The organism is Wolbachia endosymbiont of Rhagoletis cerasi (assembly GCF_018454475.1).
GTDB classification, from domain to species: domain Bacteria; phylum Pseudomonadota; class Alphaproteobacteria; order Rickettsiales; family Anaplasmataceae; genus Wolbachia; species Wolbachia pipientis.
This window is the reverse complement of sequence record NZ_JADCNC010000001.1, coordinates 25,739-43,262: the sequence shown is the minus strand read 5'-3', so window position 1 is coordinate 43,262 and position 17,524 is coordinate 25,739. Positions and strand designations below refer to the sequence as shown.

18 protein-coding genes and 1 tRNA gene are annotated in these 17,524 nt (G+C 35.9%); 1 reads left to right on the top strand and 18 read right to left on the bottom strand.

What is annotated here, in order from left to right; all coding sequences use genetic code 11:
- Positions 1-18 precede the first annotated feature (18 nt).
- The 12 genes from rplL to INQ25_RS00140 form a co-directional block, all read right to left on the bottom strand.
- Positions 19-420: a 50S ribosomal protein L7/L12 gene (gene rplL, locus INQ25_RS00195; protein WP_007551887.1), complete on the bottom strand. Its 402-nt coding sequence runs from the start codon at positions 418-420 to the stop codon at positions 19-21.
- A 26-nt stretch (positions 421-446) separates the two neighbouring features.
- Positions 447-965 (bottom strand): 50S ribosomal protein L10, encoded by a 519-nt coding sequence (gene rplJ, locus INQ25_RS00190; RefSeq protein WP_213862741.1) that lies wholly within the window; start codon positions 963-965, stop codon positions 447-449.
- A 12-nt stretch (positions 966-977) separates the two neighbouring features.
- The gene (gene rplA / locus INQ25_RS00185) at positions 978-1,631 is read right to left on the bottom strand and encodes a 50S ribosomal protein L1 (protein ID WP_065094732.1); all 654 of its coding nucleotides are present in this window, start codon (positions 1,629-1,631) and stop codon (positions 978-980) included.
- Between the two features lie 4 nt (positions 1,632-1,635).
- Positions 1,636-2,076 carry a 50S ribosomal protein L11 gene (locus INQ25_RS00180; protein ID WP_006279541.1) on the bottom strand — a complete coding sequence of 147 codons (441 nt, stop codon included), beginning with the start codon at positions 2,074-2,076 and terminating at the stop codon, positions 1,636-1,638.
- Positions 2,077-2,078: 2 nt separating this feature from the next.
- Entirely contained in the window at positions 2,079-2,915 is an 837-nt protein-coding gene (gene nusG, locus INQ25_RS00175; protein ID WP_213862778.1) for a transcription termination/antitermination protein NusG, read from the bottom strand.
- Complete coding sequence (gene secE / locus INQ25_RS00170; protein ID WP_022626186.1) at positions 2,905-3,105, bottom strand: preprotein translocase subunit SecE; 201 nt, start codon at positions 3,103-3,105, stop codon at positions 2,905-2,907. Before secE ends, nusG begins: the two co-directional genes overlap by 11 nt.
- 19 nt (positions 3,106-3,124) lie before the next feature.
- A tRNA-Trp gene (locus tag INQ25_RS00165) sits at positions 3,125-3,197 on the bottom strand.
- A gap of 13 nt (positions 3,198-3,210) precedes the next feature.
- Complete coding sequence (tuf, locus tag INQ25_RS00160) at positions 3,211-4,383, bottom strand: elongation factor Tu (RefSeq protein ID WP_213862740.1); 1,173 nt, start codon at positions 4,381-4,383, stop codon at positions 3,211-3,213.
- An 11-nt stretch (positions 4,384-4,394) separates the two neighbouring features.
- Complete coding sequence (fusA, locus tag INQ25_RS00155) at positions 4,395-6,470, bottom strand: elongation factor G (RefSeq protein WP_010962308.1); 2,076 nt, start codon at positions 6,468-6,470, stop codon at positions 4,395-4,397.
- Positions 6,471-6,491: 21 nt separating this feature from the next.
- Complete coding sequence (gene rpsG, locus INQ25_RS00150; RefSeq protein ID WP_007549313.1) at positions 6,492-6,971, bottom strand: 30S ribosomal protein S7; 480 nt, start codon at positions 6,969-6,971, stop codon at positions 6,492-6,494.
- A 5-nt stretch (positions 6,972-6,976) separates the two neighbouring features.
- Positions 6,977-7,351 (bottom strand): 30S ribosomal protein S12, encoded by a 375-nt coding sequence (gene rpsL, locus INQ25_RS00145; protein WP_006279787.1) that lies wholly within the window; start codon positions 7,349-7,351, stop codon positions 6,977-6,979.
- 739 nt (positions 7,352-8,090) lie between these two features.
- Positions 8,091-9,102, bottom strand: a protein-coding gene (locus INQ25_RS00140) for an IS630 family transposase (RefSeq protein ID WP_094745768.1) whose coding sequence is annotated in 2 segments (ribosomal slippage) — positions 8,091-8,639 and positions 8,641-9,102 — 1,011 coding nt in all. Because the reading frame shifts where the segments join, the coding sequence is not laid out codon by codon here.
- A 468-nt stretch (positions 9,103-9,570) separates the two neighbouring features.
- Here INQ25_RS00140 and prmC point away from each other — a divergent pair.
- Positions 9,571-10,410, top strand: a complete 840-nt coding sequence (gene prmC, locus INQ25_RS00130; RefSeq protein ID WP_213862738.1) for a peptide chain release factor N(5)-glutamine methyltransferase — start codon at positions 9,571-9,573, stop codon at positions 10,408-10,410.
- A gap of 172 nt (positions 10,411-10,582) precedes the next feature.
- Here the strand turns inward: prmC and INQ25_RS00125 are convergent, their stop codons facing one another.
- The 6 genes from INQ25_RS00125 to INQ25_RS00100 form a co-directional block, all read right to left on the bottom strand.
- The gene (locus INQ25_RS00125) at positions 10,583-11,431 is read right to left on the bottom strand and encodes a P44/Msp2 family outer membrane protein (protein ID WP_213862737.1); all 849 of its coding nucleotides are present in this window, start codon (positions 11,429-11,431) and stop codon (positions 10,583-10,585) included.
- 121 nt (positions 11,432-11,552) lie between these two features.
- Complete coding sequence (locus tag INQ25_RS00120) at positions 11,553-13,556, bottom strand: type IV secretory system conjugative DNA transfer family protein (RefSeq protein WP_077188467.1); 2,004 nt, start codon at positions 13,554-13,556, stop codon at positions 11,553-11,555.
- Positions 13,557-13,586: 30 nt separating this feature from the next.
- Entirely contained in the window at positions 13,587-14,579 is a 993-nt protein-coding gene (gene virB11, locus INQ25_RS00115) for a P-type DNA transfer ATPase VirB11 (RefSeq protein WP_065094644.1), read from the bottom strand.
- Position 14,580: 1 nt separating this feature from the next.
- A complete protein-coding gene (locus INQ25_RS00110) occupies positions 14,581-16,023 on the bottom strand; it encodes a TrbI/VirB10 family protein (protein ID WP_213862736.1) in 1,443 nt (480 codons plus the stop codon).
- A 16-nt stretch (positions 16,024-16,039) separates the two neighbouring features.
- Positions 16,040-16,840, bottom strand: a complete 801-nt coding sequence (virB9, locus tag INQ25_RS00105; protein WP_174515708.1) for a P-type conjugative transfer protein VirB9 — start codon at positions 16,838-16,840, stop codon at positions 16,040-16,042.
- A complete protein-coding gene (locus INQ25_RS00100) occupies positions 16,827-17,507 on the bottom strand; it encodes a VirB8 family type IV secretion system protein (protein WP_151807683.1) in 681 nt (226 codons plus the stop codon). The genes virB9 and INQ25_RS00100 overlap by 14 nt, the downstream gene beginning before the upstream one ends.
- Positions 17,508-17,524: the final 17 nt, after the last annotated feature.

Sequence of the window (17,524 nt, the reverse complement as noted above, 5' to 3'; positions counted from 1 at the left end):
AAATTAATACATTAAATATTATTCAAGCTCCACTTTAGTTGCTCCTGCTTCAATAAGTTTTTGCTTGATTTTTTCTGCTTCGTCTTTAGGAACATTAGCAGTCAAATCTTTAGGTAAAGATTCAACCAACTCTTTTGCTTCTTTTAAACCCAATGTAGAATTAACCTCTCTCACAGCTTTAATAACTCCTATTTTTTTACTCGCATCAATTTCTTTAATCACAACTTTATACTCAGCTTTTTCTTGAGCAGCAGGAGCAGCAGCATTATCACCAATAGGCGCCCCAGCACCAACAGCTCCACCAAGAAAAGAACCAGCAGGCAACCCTATTTTCTCTTCTAAAACTTTTACAAGTTCAGAAGCCTCTAATAGGTTTAAAGATAATATTTTATCAACCAAATCACTTGTTACATTACTCATAATTACCACCTTACTTAACAACAAATTTATTTTTTAGAACTATAATAATCCAAAACTCTCATAAGCCTCATAGAAGATGAATTAATAGACAACGCTAACCGAGCAGGAATATCATAAGATATTAAACGCATAATTTTAACACGCAATTCATCCAGAGAAGGCAACTTAGCCAGTTTATTAATATCTTCCACTGTTAACAATTCATTTAAATGAGCTGCGCAAATCACAGACATTTTTTCTTTGTTAGCATTAGTAAAATCAACTATTAATTTTGCAGCTTCTACTATGCCACTAGAGTATATAATAGCAACAGGACCGGAAAATTTGCCTGATAAATAAGAGAATTTACCAGTCCTTTCCAAAGCCAAGCGCGCTAGAGTGTTTTTAACTACTAATACCCCACCTGCTATAGACTTCAGACTATTCCTCAGAGTTAATGAATCATTAGCATTTATAGATTTAAAATTTACTAATATCAAGAAATCATTATTTACAAATACGTTTATTGTGCTCTGTATAAATTCATCCTTATCTTTACGCTTCACGGTATCACTCCCTTAAATTATATCTTCCACTTTGCCTATCTTATAAGCTTTACCCATAGTTGAATTTAAAAAAACACCCTTAAAGTAAATTCCTTTCGCAGAAATAGGTTTATTATCTTTAATTACTTTAAGAAAGGCTTTTAAATTTTCTAGCAAGTCATCAATATCAAATTTAATATTTCCTAATTTACCATGAATAACACCATTTTTATCTGTTCTAAATTTTACCTGACCAGACTTAATGGTTTTAATAGCTTCTGCAATGTTAGAAGTCACAGTACCAAATTTAGGGTTAGGCATCAGCCCTTTAGCACCCAATACTTTTGCAATAGGAGTGATTTTTGCCATAAAATCAGGAGTAGTAATGCACCAATCAACATCTAACTTTCTACCTTTTTTTATTTCTTCAACTAAATCCTCTCCTCCTGCAATATCAGCACCAGCTTTTTCAGCTTCTAATAAATGTTTATCTTGAGCGAAAACAGCTACTTTAATATTCTTCCCGATACCTTTAGGCAAAACTACTGTACCACGCACCTGCTCTTCAGATTTACGTGAATCTACGCCTAAATTGACCGCAATATCAACTGATTCATTAAATTTTGCTGAAGCAGACTCAACAATCTTCTTCAAACACTGCTTAGGATTATCATTATATGTATTCATTTACCTAACCTTCCACAACTTCTATACCCATAGATTTTGCAGTGCCTACAACCATTTTCACTGCTGAATCTTCATTATCCACTTTCATATCAACCATCTTGCACTTTGCTACTTTAATTATAGCAGACATAGGTAATTTAGCCACTAATTCTTTACCAGGATTACCAGAACTTTTACTTAATTTAGCCTCCTGCTTAAGTAAATAAGCCACAGGCGGACCGCTGACAGTAAAATCATGAGAGCGATCATCCTTTATGGAAATTCGCACTGTTACTAAATCGCCTACTTTATAATTAGCGTTAGCAGCACTAGTAACTTTATTAAAAGCTTCACAAAACTTAGGAACAGGTATACCACGTGGACCAAGTACTGAAGCAATTTTCGGTCCTGGAACTGCTTTCCCAGCTTCCATAAGTAAGTTAATCTTAGCAACTATAACACTCATAATTAATCCTCTATTTTCTCTACTTGAGCCAGATCAAGCTCTATTATTGTCGGCTTACCTAAAATCGATACTTCCACATTAATAATTTTTTTCTCATCGTTTACCATATTTACCTTACCAGTAAAATTTTGAAAAAGACCATCATTAATTTTCACTTTTTCACCTTTTTCATAACCATAACCTAACTTCTTTGTCTCTTGAGCATTATAAAGTGCATTACACATTGAGTGAATCTCATCATCCAAAATCACCTTTGGAATATTACCGTTTTTCAAAAATCCATAAACCTTAAGAGATTTTGGTATATTATTGATAAAATTCAATACTTCATCGCATAAATTCACGTATAAAAAGACATAACCAGGAAAGCATTTCCTTCGTGTAGCAATTTTCTTAGATTTCAACTCTACTTCACTTAGCTCTTCATATGGAATAAAAACTTCCTTAAAGTAATCATTAACACCCAATCTCATAGAATTTTCCAATATATGTTGGCGCACTTTCTCTTCACAATTGGAAGCAACTCTCAAGATATACCATTTATATCTATTAAATTCTTTACACTTTAAACTTATCTCATCATCTGAAATCATCTCAAAATCACCAGATTCGCCACTGCAGAATCCAGGCGTTTGATTCAAAATATTTTTGCTTTCATCACACAGATGCATATATACATACACTTCACATAATTCTTTTATATCAGACTTTGAATTACATACCGTTTGATAAGGAATAAACACTTCCTTAAAATAAACAGCATTACTTACCAATTCGCGTATACCTTGCTCATATCCATAATCAACTTTAATGATATACCATTTATATTCACATTCCATAAATAATTCCAAATAAAGCCTTAATTACGTAAAGAGACATAAAATCCACAAAACAGAAGAAAATCGAAAAGCATAATATAACAATCATTACAACAAATAGAGATGACAACACCTCCTGTTTCTTTACCCAAGCAATTCTTCGTATTTCTTGCTTTATATCACAGAAAAAACCACACAAACTTTTTAACATTTCCACCACAACATTAATGCAGGAGCGATAGGAATTGAACCTACAACCTCTGGTTTTGGAGACCAGCGCTCTACCAATTGAGCTACACTCCTATAACTCAAACTCTCACTCCAAAATTTCAGAAACAACACCAGAACCAACAGTTCTACCGCCTTCTCTTATCGCAAAACGCAATCCCTTATCCATTGCTATCGGTACTTGCAATTCTACTTCTACACTCACATTATCTCCTGGCATTACCATCTCCTTCCCATCTAGCAATTTTATGCTCCCAGTTACATCCGTTGTCCTTAAATAAAACTGTGGCTGGTAATTCGCAAAAAATGGTGTATGCCTTCCTCCTTCCTCTTTCTTTAATATATAAACCTCCGCCTTAAACTTTCTATGCGGCATTATCGTCCCCGGTTTTGCTAATACTTGCCCTCTCTCCACTTCTTCTCTTTTTGTTCCTCTCAGCAATATTCCTACATTGAGCCCTGCACTTCCCTTATCCAGCAACTTCTTAAACATCTCAACACCTGTGCATATCGTCTTTTGTGTTGCTTTTAAACCTATTATCTCTATCTCTTCTCCCGTCTTTATCTCTCCCTTCTCTATTCTTCCTGTTACCACTGTTCCTCGCCCCGATATCGAAAATACATCCTCGATTGGCAATAAAAATGGTAAATCCACAGGCCTTGGTGGAACCGCCACATATTCATCTAACTTTTCCATCAATTTATCTATTGATTTCTTTCCATATTCGCTGCTGTCATCCTCCAGCGCTTTCAATGCAGATCCCACTACCACAGGAACTTCATCCCCTGGAAATCCGTATTTATTCAGCAATTCCCTCACTTCCATTTCTACTAAATCCATCATATCAGCATCAGCAACATCAGCTTTATTTATATACACCACGATATATCCAACACCTACCTGCTTCGCCAGCAATATATGCTCTCTCGTTTGTGGCATTGGCCCATCAACCCCTGACACTACCAATATCGCCGCATCCATCTGTGCTGCACCTACTATCATGTTCTTTACATAGTCAGCATGTCCAGGACAATCAACGTGTGCATAATGCCTTTTTTCCGTCTGATACTCAACATGCGCTGTTGCTATCGTTATCCCCCTCTTCCTTTCTTCTGGCGCTTTATCTATCTGATCGTACGCTACAAAATTTCCATAATGCTTCGTTATCGCCGCTGTTAACGTCGTCTTCCCATGATCCACATGTCCTATTGTTCCCACATTTACATGCGGCTTTCCAAATGCTTCCACTACTGCTGTCATAATTATTACCCTTAATTATACTCTAACTTTAACTCATCAACCACATATTGTGGCACTTGCTCATAACAAGAAAAATGCATACTATACTGCGCCCTTCCCTGAGACATAGAACGCAAAACGTTGATATAACCAAACATATTTGCAAGAGGTACCGAAGCAGTAATTATTTTACTATTATTACCTAAATCGAGCATATCAGCAACATTTCCTCTTCTACTATTTATATCACCCATAACATCACCCATATATTCTTCAGGAGTAATGATTTCAACTTTCATTATAGGCTCCAGCATTTTTGGACCAGCTTTATTTGCCATCTCTTTAAAAGCACCTTTAGCAGCAAGTTCAAAAGCTAAAGGACTAGAATCAACCTCATGAAAAGCACCATCAAGAAGGGTAGCCTTAAAATCAATCAACGGAAATCCCGAAATTATACCACCTTCTTTTATCAACTCCAAGCCATTTTCTACCCCAGGAATATACTCTTTTGGAATAGCACCACCTACAATTTTACTTTCAAATTGAAACCCAGAACCAGGCTCAAGAGGTTCAAATTTTATTTTAACCTTAGCAAACTGACCAGCTCCACCAGATTGTTTTTTATGAGTGTAATCAATTTCAACAGATTTAGTGATAGTTTCACGATATGCAACCTGAGGAGCACCGACGTTAGCCTCAACGTTAAATTCGCGCTTCATTCTATCAACAATAATCTCAAGATGGAGCTCACCCATGCCTTTCAATATAGTCTGGCCACTTTCCGCATTTACTGACATTCTCAAAGAAGGATCTTCTGCAACCAACCTATTTAGAGCAATACCTAATTTTTCCTGATCTGAAGTGGTTTTAGGTTCCACAGCAATTTCAATAACAGGCTCAGGAAATTCCATACGCTCCAATAATATAGGAAAATCAACAGAACATAAAGTATCTCCGGTGGTTGTTTTCTTTAGCCCAACTAAAGCAACTATATCTCCAGCCCTAGCCTCAGTTATATCTTCTCGGTTATTTGCATGCATAAGTAACATTCTGCCAATCCCTTCAGTTTCGTTTTTTAACGCATTTGAAACGGTAGATTTAGACTTTAATTTACCAGAATAAATACGGATAAACGTCAAGCTGCCTACAAATTTATCCGTCATCACTTTAAATGCAAGAGCAACAAATTTCTCTTTTTCTGAAGGTTTGACCTCAATTTTCTTTTCTGAATCTTTAGGATCAATTCCAACAATTACATCAACATCAATAGGAGAAGGTAAAAAGTCAACCACACCATCTAAAAGTGGTTGTACGCCTTTATTTTTAAAAGCTGATCCACATAACACAGGAACAAATTTTCCTTTAATGGTCCCATTTCTCACGCATTTTTTCAGTAAATCCACTGGCAGATCATTAGACTCAAAGTAAGTATTCATCGCTTCATCATCCATCTCAGCTGCAGCATCTAATAAAAGATTTCGATATTCTTGAGCCTTATCAAGCAAATCAGAAGGAATATCTTCATAAGAAAATTTAGCGCCCAACGTTTCTTCTTGCCATATAATGGCTTTCATAGAAATAAGGTCAATTATACCTTTGAAATCTTTCTCACTCCCTATTGGTAAATGAATAACTAAAGGTGCTGCACCAAGCTTCGTCTTTATCATATCAACACATCGATAAAAATTTGCCCCTATTCTATCCATCTTATTAACAAAGCAGATACGAGGAACGCTATATTTATCAGCTTGACGCCACACTGTCTCAGATTGAGGTTCAACTCCAGCAACTCCATCAAATACAGCAACTGCACCATCCAAAACCCTTAAAGATCTCTCAACTTCAATAGTGAAATCAACGTGACCAGGAGTGTCTATTATATTGACCCTATGATCATTCCAAAAACATGTTGTTGCAGCAGATGTGATTGTAATACCACGCTCTTTTTCCTGCTCCATCCAATCCATAGAAGCTGCACCATCGTGCACTTCACCAATTCTATTTTGCTTACCAGTATAAAATAAAATACGCTCTGTTGTGGTAGTCTTACCAGCATCTATGTGAGCCATTATCCCTATATTTCTGTATTTAGATATTCCAATTTCCATATCACAATTAATTAGCTAACATTAAAAACGAAGATGAGAAAATGCCTTATTAGCTTCAGCCATTTTATATTTTTCTTCGCACATCTTAAACGCACCACCGCGTTTATTATAAGCATCCAGTATTTCAGATTGCAAACAATCAACAGTGGTTTTTCCACTCTTTTTTCGAGCAGCAGAAGTTGCTTTAGCAATCCACCTTAACGCTAAAGAAACCGCTCTATCTTGTCGAACTTCAACAGGTACTTGATAAGTTGCACCACCAATGCGTCGAGAACGCACTTCTATAGAAGGAGTAACATTTCCTACTGCTGTCTCAAAAATTGATAACCCACCTTCGCCTATTTTCTTTTCAGCTAAAGACAAAGCGTCATAGATAATCTTTTCTGCAGTAGATTTTTTACCACATTTCATGATTGTATTAATGAAACGCATCAGCAAAACACTGCCGTAACGCGAATCAGGACTTATTTCTCTTTTTTTTGCTTTATTCCGACGAGCCATAAACTTTAACCAGATTTCTTTACACCATATTTTGAACGAGCTTTCTTTCGATTTTGCACACCACGCAGATCAAGAGCACCTCTTATTATGTGATAACGCACACCTGGCAAATCTTTAACCCGCCCACCACGTATCAAAACAACAGAGTGTTCTTGTAAATTATGACCTTCACCAGGTATATAAGCCGTCACTTCACCATACCCACTAATTTTTACTCTGGCTACTTTACGGAGTGCTGAGTTAGGCTTTCTAGGAGTTGTAGTATACACCTTAGTGCAAACACCTCTCCTTTGAGGGTTGCTTTCTCCCAAAGCTGGTACCTTTTTCTTATGGGTCAATCCTAATCTACCCTTACGTATTAATTGATTTATCGTAGGCATATGTTATAAACTCAAGCTCATTAAAATAACTAAGTTTTTAGTTATAAAATAATAAACCTCAATAGTCAATATAAAAATAAACATTACTACTCTAATAATTAAGCTCAACTGCCTTGAAAGCCATCAGTAGACTTCTTGCACTACCTCCCAAGCCACAACTGTCATTCAGTAGAAACAAAAAAACTTACTTGACACCCTTCGCCAGCCCCATTATCATGGTACTGAAGGTATTCATTTATCTTCAATCTGTGCAGATTAAATGACAACAGTGTTACGTGATTGGCGTCTTATTTTTAATTTTTTGCACTATGCACACTTTACTTCTTCACAACATTTCTGGGTTTTTACCTATATAAGCTGAAACGCGCTTATAAAGCGTTTAAGACAGTATAGTACGCCAATTTGCAGGATTAGAGAGTGACAACTAGCTAATACGGGATATCTTTTGCCTTTTTTTTGCTTAGTAAATTTCTTAAACATTTAAACTAAGGTGAGTTGCATTTAAAAGCAGCTAAATTGCAGTGTTTAAGACTTAAAAAACGCCAATACTGAAAATAGACAATGACTAGGGCTTCTTTTGCCTTTTTTTTGCTTGGTAAATTTCTTAATATTTATGGCAACATGAACTGGGCAGGAAGGTGTCATTCCAGTGCTTGACACTGGAATCCAGTTTTCCATATAATCTCATCGAAAATGTTGTAACCACTTTCTGTGCTAGTTTGCTTGCTTATACCAACTCTCATTGTTGGCCAGTCAAATAGGAGACATTGCAGAGTTGTTTAATTGTGGAGCTGGCAAGAGAAGTAATAAATTTGCACAAAGCACCCTCAAGCAGAGCAATTGTATCGTATATTTTATTGCGCAAAATGTTCTGTTTTATATATAACCAAAGCCTCTCAACAGGATTTAGCTCAGGTGAGTACGGAGGTAGGTATATAATATCGATATTTTTAGGTACCTTTAAATTTTTTGACCTATGCCAACTAGCACAATCCATAACAAGAAAAGCCTCTCGTGTTTCTAGATATTGCGACATCTGCTCAAGAAATATGTTCATGCAATCAGTGTTGACATTTGGTGCAAATAAGCTAGAACTCTCTCCATTTCTAGGATTAACCGCACTATAGAGATAGAAATTTTGCCTACCTAATTTTGTTTTAACCTGTGTTCTAATCCCCTTTTTAAACCACCCATGTCCAACCTTTGAATGTGTGCCAAACCGTGATTCATCAAAGAAAAATAGCTCTTTTTCTGGATACTTGCTAATAGCTCCATTGAGATTTTTTTTTGAATTCCTCTTGTTTGCTTTTATCTTGTCCATTATGAACTGGTCTTGGTGTAATATATGAGAATTTCATCTTTTGCATATAGCGGTGTACTGTAGATTTGCTGATATTTAATCTGAACTTTTCCTGGATTCTTATTCTCATTTCTTTAATGGTAATATTAGGATTTTCTTCTATCCACTCTTCAATTTGCTGTAGTTGAACCTGATTTAATTTAGTTTTTCTACGGCGTTGTGGAGGAGCAAACAGTTTTTCTTCTCTGCCAAATTTCAAGAGTTTTACCCACGAAGTTAGTGCGCTTCTTGAAATGCAATATATTTTTGCTACAGCCGTTATACTGTACTTTTTTGCTGCAATTACAGCATTTAGTTTTTTTGAAACATATGCATTATTCCTTACTTTCTTCAGCATTTCTTTTGCTGATTCTACTACTTTTTCATCCAATAATTTTGATCTTAATGCCATTTATACCTCAACTATTTTACTTACTTCATTATGGCTTTTCTTCCATCTTTGTCCATCTGTTTGCCGTGTAATGGGAATTGGTATTACAAGCAAACTTTTCTGGATCCCAGTGTCTGGGCACTGGGATGACAGGGGAGGGAGGCTACTTGGATGACACCATTCTTTTTCCTGGATCCAAGTAGTCAGGGCACTGGGATGACAGGAGAAGGTACTAGGATGACACCCTGACCTCGTCGTCCCGCTACGTGTTAGCGGAATCTAGAGATACCGTGACGGTATGACGTAAAGCTCGCATTAGCTATACTTTTATGCTCACCAACTTAGCTGGATCCAAGTAGTCAAGCTACTTGGATCTGCAAATTGCAATGTTCGTACAGCTGCGTGCTTGACACTGGGATTTAGTGCAGCTACCCTAAACTGGAAGCTCATCTTGCTATTTTTGGCTGAAAGAAACATATTTTTAGAATAATGAAAACAATCAGCACTTTAATTCAAGAAGGATCGGAGTTATTATCGTCACATAAAGTTGAATCACCACATTTAGATTGTGAAATCATCATGCAGCACGTACTTGGAGTGGAAAGATCATTTATAATTGTGAACCATGCTGATCAAGTGCCGATGGAGAAAGAACTTTTATTTTGGAAATTAACAAAAAAAAGAGCGGAAAGATATCCAATATCGCAAATAATAGGTAATCGTGAATTCTGGAGTAAAAATTTTATAGTTAACCAGCATGTTTTAGATCCAAGGCCAGATAGTGAAACAATAATCCTAGCAGTGTTAAAATATTACCCAAACAAAAAACAGAAACTAAAAATTGCAGATTTTGGTACAGGCACAGGTTGTTTATTGATATCCGCACTTAGTGAGTATGAATATGCTGTTGGCGTCGGTTTTGAAAAAAGCTTGGAAGCATATAAAGTTGCCTATCAGAACACAAAAAAACATGATCTTCTCAGCAGAGCCAAAATATTTCCAAGTTCGTGGACAGAGTGCAGAGGTTCATTCGATCTTATAATCAGTAATCCTCCATATATTAAAAGAAGCAAATTGAAAGACTTGCAAGCTGAAGTGCAAAAGGAACCAAGAATTGCCCTTGATGGTGGTATTGATGGTTTGAGCTGTTACTTGAGCATTTTTCCAATATTAAGGAGGTGCCTTAAAAAAAATGGGTTTGCGATATTGGAGATAGGTGAAGATCAAAGCAATATTGACAAAATAATCCCCTCATACGAATTAGCTTTTCAGGAATATGTATACGACTTAGCGGGAATGAAGAGATGCATTGTTATGCAAAAAACATAGCTAATGTTTTCTTGTATTATCTCCTTCATCCCATATTATCCTATGTCATCCCAGTACCCTCTACCTCGTCATCCAAGTAGCGTGACTACTTGGATCTATATTTAACTAGATCCTATGGTCAAGCCATAGGATGACAGGAACGGTTTTATGCATTTTTTAAAGGGCAACATGTTTAAGCTTTGCTGGCAAAATGGAAAGTAAGACCAGCCTCTATACCGTGTGTGTGAAATAGTTGATTACCTATATTTATTTCCTCAGTTACTTTGCTACCTGAGCTAGGATCAAGCTTCTTTTTTTTATCATTATTAGGGTCGTCTACCACTTGTCCTAACCTTTTTGCTGTAAGCTTAATATCGCTACCAATAGCACCAAAACCTCTATATCCGATATGCATATTTACATCTTCGTTTATGCGATAGTCAAAGCCAGCTTTTAATTGACCTGCGGGTCTTATTGACGGTTTTTCAAACATCGTCATTCTTGTTGCACCGATCCCAATACCAACGTAAGGAGAAAAAGAGAAACGGTCACTTTTCCAATGATGATAAACATTTGCCATTACAGATATGTTCTCAATTTGGTCATGACTAACTGCAGCACTATAGAGATAAATTTCTTTATCAGGATCCTCACCAGTCTCCTTTAGGTATGAAACAGTTATTTGGCTACTTGTTAAACCAATATTATCCACTTTTACAGAAGAATACATCCCTTCCAATTCAGCCCTATAGCTGTTGTTACCCAATTCCCCTGTGTAACCAAATGCCACATTTGCAGCAAAAGGTGGATTATAATCTCCTTTATACTCACTTAGTGACTGACCTTCTGTGTTCTGAGCACCCCTGTCATTTATAGACAAATTTTTGATACCTGTAGTGCTTGTTTTTAGTACGCTTGTGTTATTTAAATATTGACCGTAATACCCACTACCAAAGTAAAACCCTTCTGTTTCACTTGCAAAAGATTGTTGTGACAACAATAAAGCAAATGCTGTAACCGCTAATGTTTTTTTACTAATCATTACTACTCCCCTAGTTAAAATAGCTAATCTAATACTAATTAATTAAAAATGGCTTAATATGAAAAACCTAATTATTTGCATAACTTGCACTTTTCTGAGCTAAAAATAGGCAAAGTTAACCTTACTTCTCGTCATTTTTTAATTTATCCTCATCTTCAAATTCATCCTCCTCTTCTTCGTCATCAAACCCATCATCGCTCCTATCCTCATCTTCCTCGTCATCATCTTCAAACTTATCGTCGATATCTTCATCATCAATATCTTCGTCTGCAAATTCATCTGATTCATCATATACTGCATCTTCGGTTTTAGTTTCAGCAGGATAATCAACTGAATTAGGTCCCTCAAGAACATTATTCCCCTCGTTATTAACCTTATCTTTGCTCGCAGCGGCAGAAAGAACTTTGTTTGGGTCATATGGTTCTTGTGTAGGCACACGAGTTTGTTTGAGCAGCCTTCTTGTGAAGGTGGTATCACTGTAGTACAAAATTTTCTTTGATTTAATTGGGTAAGTCGACTCTATTAAAATTATCTGATCGTCACGTGGCAACATAATAACTTCTTGAGGCAATAGCAATGCTCTCTGTATTTCAGAGATATGTAATGACCTTGAAGCAGGATTTAAATCTAAAAATTTAGGCTTATTCAACGATTCTTGTTGTACAGTTTTGTTTCCTATAAGTTGCGATATTAAATTAGCTGTTTCAATATTATTGGCTGCAAAAGTTATTCTGTAAGTCGAGTTTGACAAAAAGGAGTTCATCCCTGCTTCTTCGTATATTCCTTTGAGCTGCTCAGTATCTTGCACAATTAAGAATAACCTAACTCGATAACCACGAAAATATGCAATACCTGTTTGAAATTGCTCCATTTTTCCAAGTGTAGGAAACTCATCCATTAAAAACAATACGCCATAAGGCTCGTCATCCGATGGCAATTTTCTACATAAAAACTCAGTTGCCTGTTGGTAAAAAACCTGCATTAAAGGCCTGAGCCTAGTCAAGTTGTCAGGAGTTAAACCAACATAAACTGTAATTTTCTTCTTTTTAAAATCTAGAATATTAAAATCACTTGACGCAGTTGCAGTATCAATCAATGGGTTTGCCCACAATTCAAGTGATGAGTTCATGGTTGATACAACACCTGACCTTTCTTTATCAGCTTTTTGTAAAAAAGCTGCAATATTCATATATGCTACAGGGTGTAGTATTTTACCCATTGTATCAAGAGCAACAGCAAGATTATAAACCACGTCATCACTACGCATCGTACGCACAACTTCACCAAAAGATTTAACTTTCTCTGGTGCAGCAAGTAAGTATAATACCACTCCAACAAATAAGCTTCTTGCTTCATTCTGCCAAAAGTCTTGTTCAGGCATGATTAGGTTAGCTATTTTCTGCACATCGTCAACCATCTGCCCAGGTTTTTCACTAATCCATTGTAATGGATTGTAACAGTGACTTATTCCATCTGGCTGCGCTGGATTCCATACGTATACTTTTTGTCCTTGTCGTTCTCGCCAACCACTTGTTATTTCATAGTTTTCTAATTTTATGTCGTGTACAATTACCGAGTCAGTCCAAAATAATAAATTAGGAATTACAAAGCCAACACCCTTACCAGAACCTGTAGGTGCAAATAACAATGCATGCTGAAACCCATCAGAAATGAAGTATCCTCTTTTATCTTTACCAAGCAATAATCCCTTTTTGCTTCTTAATCCTGCTTTTCGTATGTCTTTCTCTGATGCCCACTGCGAATCTCCATGAAGTGATTCCTTCTTTTTAAATGGTCGCCACTCAATTATCCTTTCTCTTAAATTCCATAAGATAATCATTAAAACAATGATAGGCAGTGCAGAAGATATAATTAATGTGATTTTGAGCTCAAGGCTATATAACTCTGGATGATGCCAACAATATTGTATATGATCAAAAATCGTTGGCCAAAGAGCTTGAGGGAAAGGCGTCAAACTAGGATTAATTGCCTTAAAATCCACAGCATCCGGACCATCAGCAAACAGAACAAACAATATACCAGATAGATAGAAGCAAAACTCAAGTACGCTAAAAGCTACTACACCTCCTATGAGAATATTACGTAGGTGATTTCCATTACTCATAAACTACTCTTCCTTAACTTATGTATAAATTTAAGCATTTTCGCTCGCAGATCTAGTAAATAATATCTCAGAAATGCTTCTTTTGCCCCCACCGGTTCTTTTTAGCTGAATAACAATATCAATCACATTTCTAATGTATGGTATAATTTGGTCTGGAGGAATGCCAAGATTTGCCTGCATAACCATCAATTTTATTTGCTCAAGGGCCATTGTTGGACTATCTGCATGAAGGGTTGATATTGATCCAGGGTGACCAGTATTTATCGCCCTGAGAAAACTAAAAGCTTCCGCTCCACGGAGCTCACCAACTATTATTCTGTCTGGCCTTAAACGTAAGCACGCTTCTATCAAATCTTGAGTGGTTACTTTTGCTCTGCCCTGCCCTCCTTTAGAGGCAATTAGATGGACTTTATTGGGATGATCGTTCAAAACGATTTCCCTTGCATCCTCAACAGTAATAATTCTTTCCTCAGCTGGAATAGCACGCAAAGTAGCATTAGTAAAAGTAGTCTTACCAGTGGAAGTTCCACCACTAATTATAATATTTTTCTTACTTATTACAGCGTATTCTAAAAACTCTTTTATTTTTTTTTGCCTTAACAATAAATCCAAATGACGGTCAACTGGATTATCAGTTGCTTCTGTAACAGTTTCAGAAAAAGCCCCCATTTTTTCGTAATCATCGAGTGCTAACTGCATGCTAGAAGGCTTACGAATCGACATGACTACTTTATCAGGTTCACATGCTGGCGGAAATACTATCTGTATACGATAACCATTTGGTAATGTTGCCGAAAGTAACGGCGCTTCTTCGCTAAGTTTTTGTTCTGTAGCTTGAGCAATCAGTCTGCCAAGAGATTTCAAATGGTTAAGATCGAATACTTCTAATTTTTCACACCTTATTTCACCGCGATTTTCAATCCATACTTCCTTTGGCTTATTTATTGATATTTCATTTACGCCTTCTTCTTGAAATATGCCTTGTAATGGCTCCAAATATGTATCAAGTGCAGCATAGTTCATTTCATTGATTTAATATTGCCTGTGGAGGAAATACTATATCTTGGTTAACAAATACTTTCAATGCAGTGCCTTGATCAACATAAATAGTTGGTTTTTTATCTGTATATCTGCCCACTACATCCCGCATATCTTTAGAAAAATCCTCGATTGATTTCCCGATTGCTTCATCATAAACAGACTTGCTTTTTCTTTGAATTTGTTCTAACAGTTGATTTACAATTTCCAGGCTTATATTTACCTCGTCTTCTTCAATTCCTAGTGCTTTTGCTATTTCCTCTTTCATTATTTTTAGTAAATCTTGTCTGCTTTTGGCACTCCGAATTCTTCCGATAGCCCCAAGGCCTAATTTCCATTTGTCACTAGATATCTTCTTTTCTGGGTCAATAATGAGTTGGAGAGAAGAAAAATCTATTTCGGTTGCAGTGATAGACTTTACTGCATCTCTGATAGTTAGCGTATCAACAAGATTAGAAGCCTTTTGCCCTATAACAGCAGAACCAATCGAAACACCAGCAAGTGTCACTGAAGAGAATAACGCACTTACTATTTTGTTATCAACTATTCCTGCTATTCCTGCTCTACCAAGCTCGTCAGTACTAAGTGATGAGATTGCAATATCTATTCCATGTGGCAGAATCACTCTATTCCAGTTTATATTTACACGAGATTTAGCAACATTCGAGTCAAATGAATAACTGCCTATCAATCTTGAGCCTTTAGGTATTAAAACTGTATCACCAGTTTCTGCATAAACATCTCTACTCACCATAGCACGCAGCATTCCTTGCAGATCAGAGTTTATTGCAGTTTCAAGAACAGCATCAATAATTTTACCTTGAGTAATCATTAAACCAAGCTTTCCTACTCTGGTAGCTTTGCTCGATTGTGCTGAAGTGTCGGATAAAATAGCATCAGCAGCCTTGTTCTCTCCACTACCACCTGAAATTGTCAACATCTGTGCACTACGTCTGTCTCTAGGATAACCGCCACCCCCTATTGTAGGAAACGAGGTAGGTAAATTGCCCATAACATTACTAGAAGGAAAATTTTGCTTTGGCAAAATAGGTATATTTGACACAGGAGTTTCTTTTGGTTTCTCTTCTTCTTTTCTAATTTGTTTTATTTCTGGTATGATTAGTGGTGTAGGAAGAGGAGGTAAGGGTGGTAAGGGATCAGTTATTATTCTTTCAGGAACCATTACATTATCTGGAACTTGTTCCAACTTTCCTTTCAATTCTTGAACGTTTTGCTTTGTTTCCTCTTTTTTAATAACTTCTGAACCCTCTTTAGGAGAAGGACTAAAATAGAGATAATACACTCCACCAGCCAGAAGCACTAAAATAATGACCATCAATGCCCTATGACCTTGATTAGAGCCAACTGTTACTACCTTATTCTCTATTTCTGATTCATCTTCTGAATTGTTACGCCTTTCTTTATTCATATTGCATGTACCACAGCTAAAGTGACCTATTTATAATTTCAACTTCACCATCTTCATAACGCATAAATAGCTTTTTATGTACTCCTTTTATTATAACATAATCATCAAATAACAGCCTTTTACAAGGTTTATCCTCCCCTTCTACAAAAACCTGAGGTATTTTATTATTATTTCTAAATTTTAAATAGGTTAAATAACCATCATCAAATAACTCGATCGGAACTATATCCGCATTACCACCTTCATCAATATATGTATAATTGTACTTCGTATCATTTTCTTGTATTATTTTTTCTAGCTTGTCTGTAGTATATTGCATTTGAGTAGGTAAAGAAACCTCATCTAAATCAACATCAAATTCACCTTCTTCTTGAGGATAATAAAAACGTACTACGTAAGATATATCCTTTTCAGCAGAATAATCGTGATCTACTTTCTTAGCATCAGTATCCGGGTATTTATCGTAGTTTGGCCTTGAGATTAAATCAAAAATGTAATTTCTTTTTTTAGTTGTCGTAATAATCATGTTAGTGCGACTACTAACTTCAAATGGCATGATAAGCAATTTATTGTCATAAGGATTAATTTTCCAACTTGATGCATCACCAACAGCGATATTTTTAACTTTTTCTCCTTCCGCAAATTCAATATAAGAATAGTAACCCTGACTAAAAACCACCGTAAATACTTCATTAGGGCTATACACAAAAGTCTTTATTCTACTATCTATAGAAATAGGCTCATTATAATTAATGGATGCGTTTAAATTGCCACTTACAAGTAAAGCTAAAACTAATAATATCCTATACATATTCATCATCTACTCTATATGAAATAACTTGAAATCCTAATGGGTTAATATATCTTTGCTGATCATCCATTTCAAGCGATGCATATCTATATGACATAATAACTATCTTATTTTTTCTCGTAGAACTTCCATCTTTCCGTGTAAATTCCACAAAAAATCTCACCTGAAGAGCATCGTTACCCAACTTTTGAATTGAGCGAATTTTAAATTCACTTTTGGTATCTGAATATAAATTAAAAAGATCATCCATATTCTGCGATCCTACATAATTTCTAAATTCATTATACACATTAGGTGAGGAAAACAACCTCACCTTTGTATAATAGTTATAATTATAATGATATGGATCAAAAACCTCCCTTGCTTTTATATACTCTGAAATAAAATAATCGTTTAGCGCTTCATCTGCAGAATACTGTTTTACTGTGACAGGATCAACCAATTGCACTATTCCTGATTTCTTGTCAATTTCTATAACAAATGGCTCAATAGTGCTACTTGTGCTAATTTTAAATATGACTAATATGCTGATAGAGATCGTTGCTAATAATATTAATGCAAATAAAAGTAGAATATTCCTTTGAGCAATAACTGTGCTGTAGCGGTTTGAATTCCAATTTATATCCTTATCTAAGGATTCAGTATTTTTTTCTCGCTTAAAAAATCTTAGCATTTTAGTATTCCTAAAAA

Bases quoted from the DNA above. Each gene is read 5' to 3' on its own strand.
- INQ25_RS00100 (WP_151807683.1), bottom strand. From the start codon at position 17,507: ATGCTAAGATTTTTTAAGCGAGAAAAAAATACTGAATCCTTAGATAAG.
- secE (WP_022626186.1), bottom strand. From the start codon at position 3,105: ATGTTAAAAAGTTTGTGTGGTTTTTTCTGTGATATAAAGCAAGAAATA.
- virB9 (WP_174515708.1), bottom strand. From the start codon at position 16,840: ATGAATATGTATAGGATATTATTAGTTTTAGCTTTACTTGTAAGTGGC.
- tuf (WP_213862740.1), bottom strand. From the start codon at position 4,383: ATGACAGCAGTAGTGGAAGCATTTGGAAAGCCGCATGTAAATGTGGGA.
- rplA (WP_065094732.1), bottom strand. From the start codon at position 1,631: ATGAATACATATAATGATAATCCTAAGCAGTGTTTGAAGAAGATTGTT.
- INQ25_RS00110 (WP_213862736.1), bottom strand. From the start codon at position 16,023: ATGAATAAAGAAAGGCGTAACAATTCAGAAGATGAATCAGAAATAGAG.
- nusG (WP_213862778.1), bottom strand. From the start codon at position 2,915: ATGGAATGTGAATATAAATGGTATATCATTAAAGTTGATTATGGATAT.
- INQ25_RS00180 (WP_006279541.1), bottom strand. From the start codon at position 2,076: ATGAGTGTTATAGTTGCTAAGATTAACTTACTTATGGAAGCTGGGAAA.
- fusA (WP_010962308.1), bottom strand. From the start codon at position 6,470: ATGGAAATTGGAATATCTAAATACAGAAATATAGGGATAATGGCTCAC.
- rpsL (WP_006279787.1), bottom strand. From the start codon at position 7,351: ATGCCTACGATAAATCAATTAATACGTAAGGGTAGATTAGGATTGACC.
- INQ25_RS00120 (WP_077188467.1), bottom strand. From the start codon at position 13,556: ATGAGTAATGGAAATCACCTACGTAATATTCTCATAGGAGGTGTAGTA.
- rplL (WP_007551887.1), bottom strand. From the start codon at position 420: ATGAGTAATGTAACAAGTGATTTGGTTGATAAAATATTATCTTTAAAC.
- INQ25_RS00125 (WP_213862737.1), bottom strand. From the start codon at position 11,431: ATGATTAGTAAAAAAACATTAGCGGTTACAGCATTTGCTTTATTGTTG.
- prmC (WP_213862738.1), top strand. From the start codon at position 9,571: ATGAAAACAATCAGCACTTTAATTCAAGAAGGATCGGAGTTATTATCG.
- rpsG (WP_007549313.1), bottom strand. From the start codon at position 6,971: ATGGCTCGTCGGAATAAAGCAAAAAAAAGAGAAATAAGTCCTGATTCG.
- virB11 (WP_065094644.1), bottom strand. From the start codon at position 14,579: ATGAACTATGCTGCACTTGATACATATTTGGAGCCATTACAAGGCATA.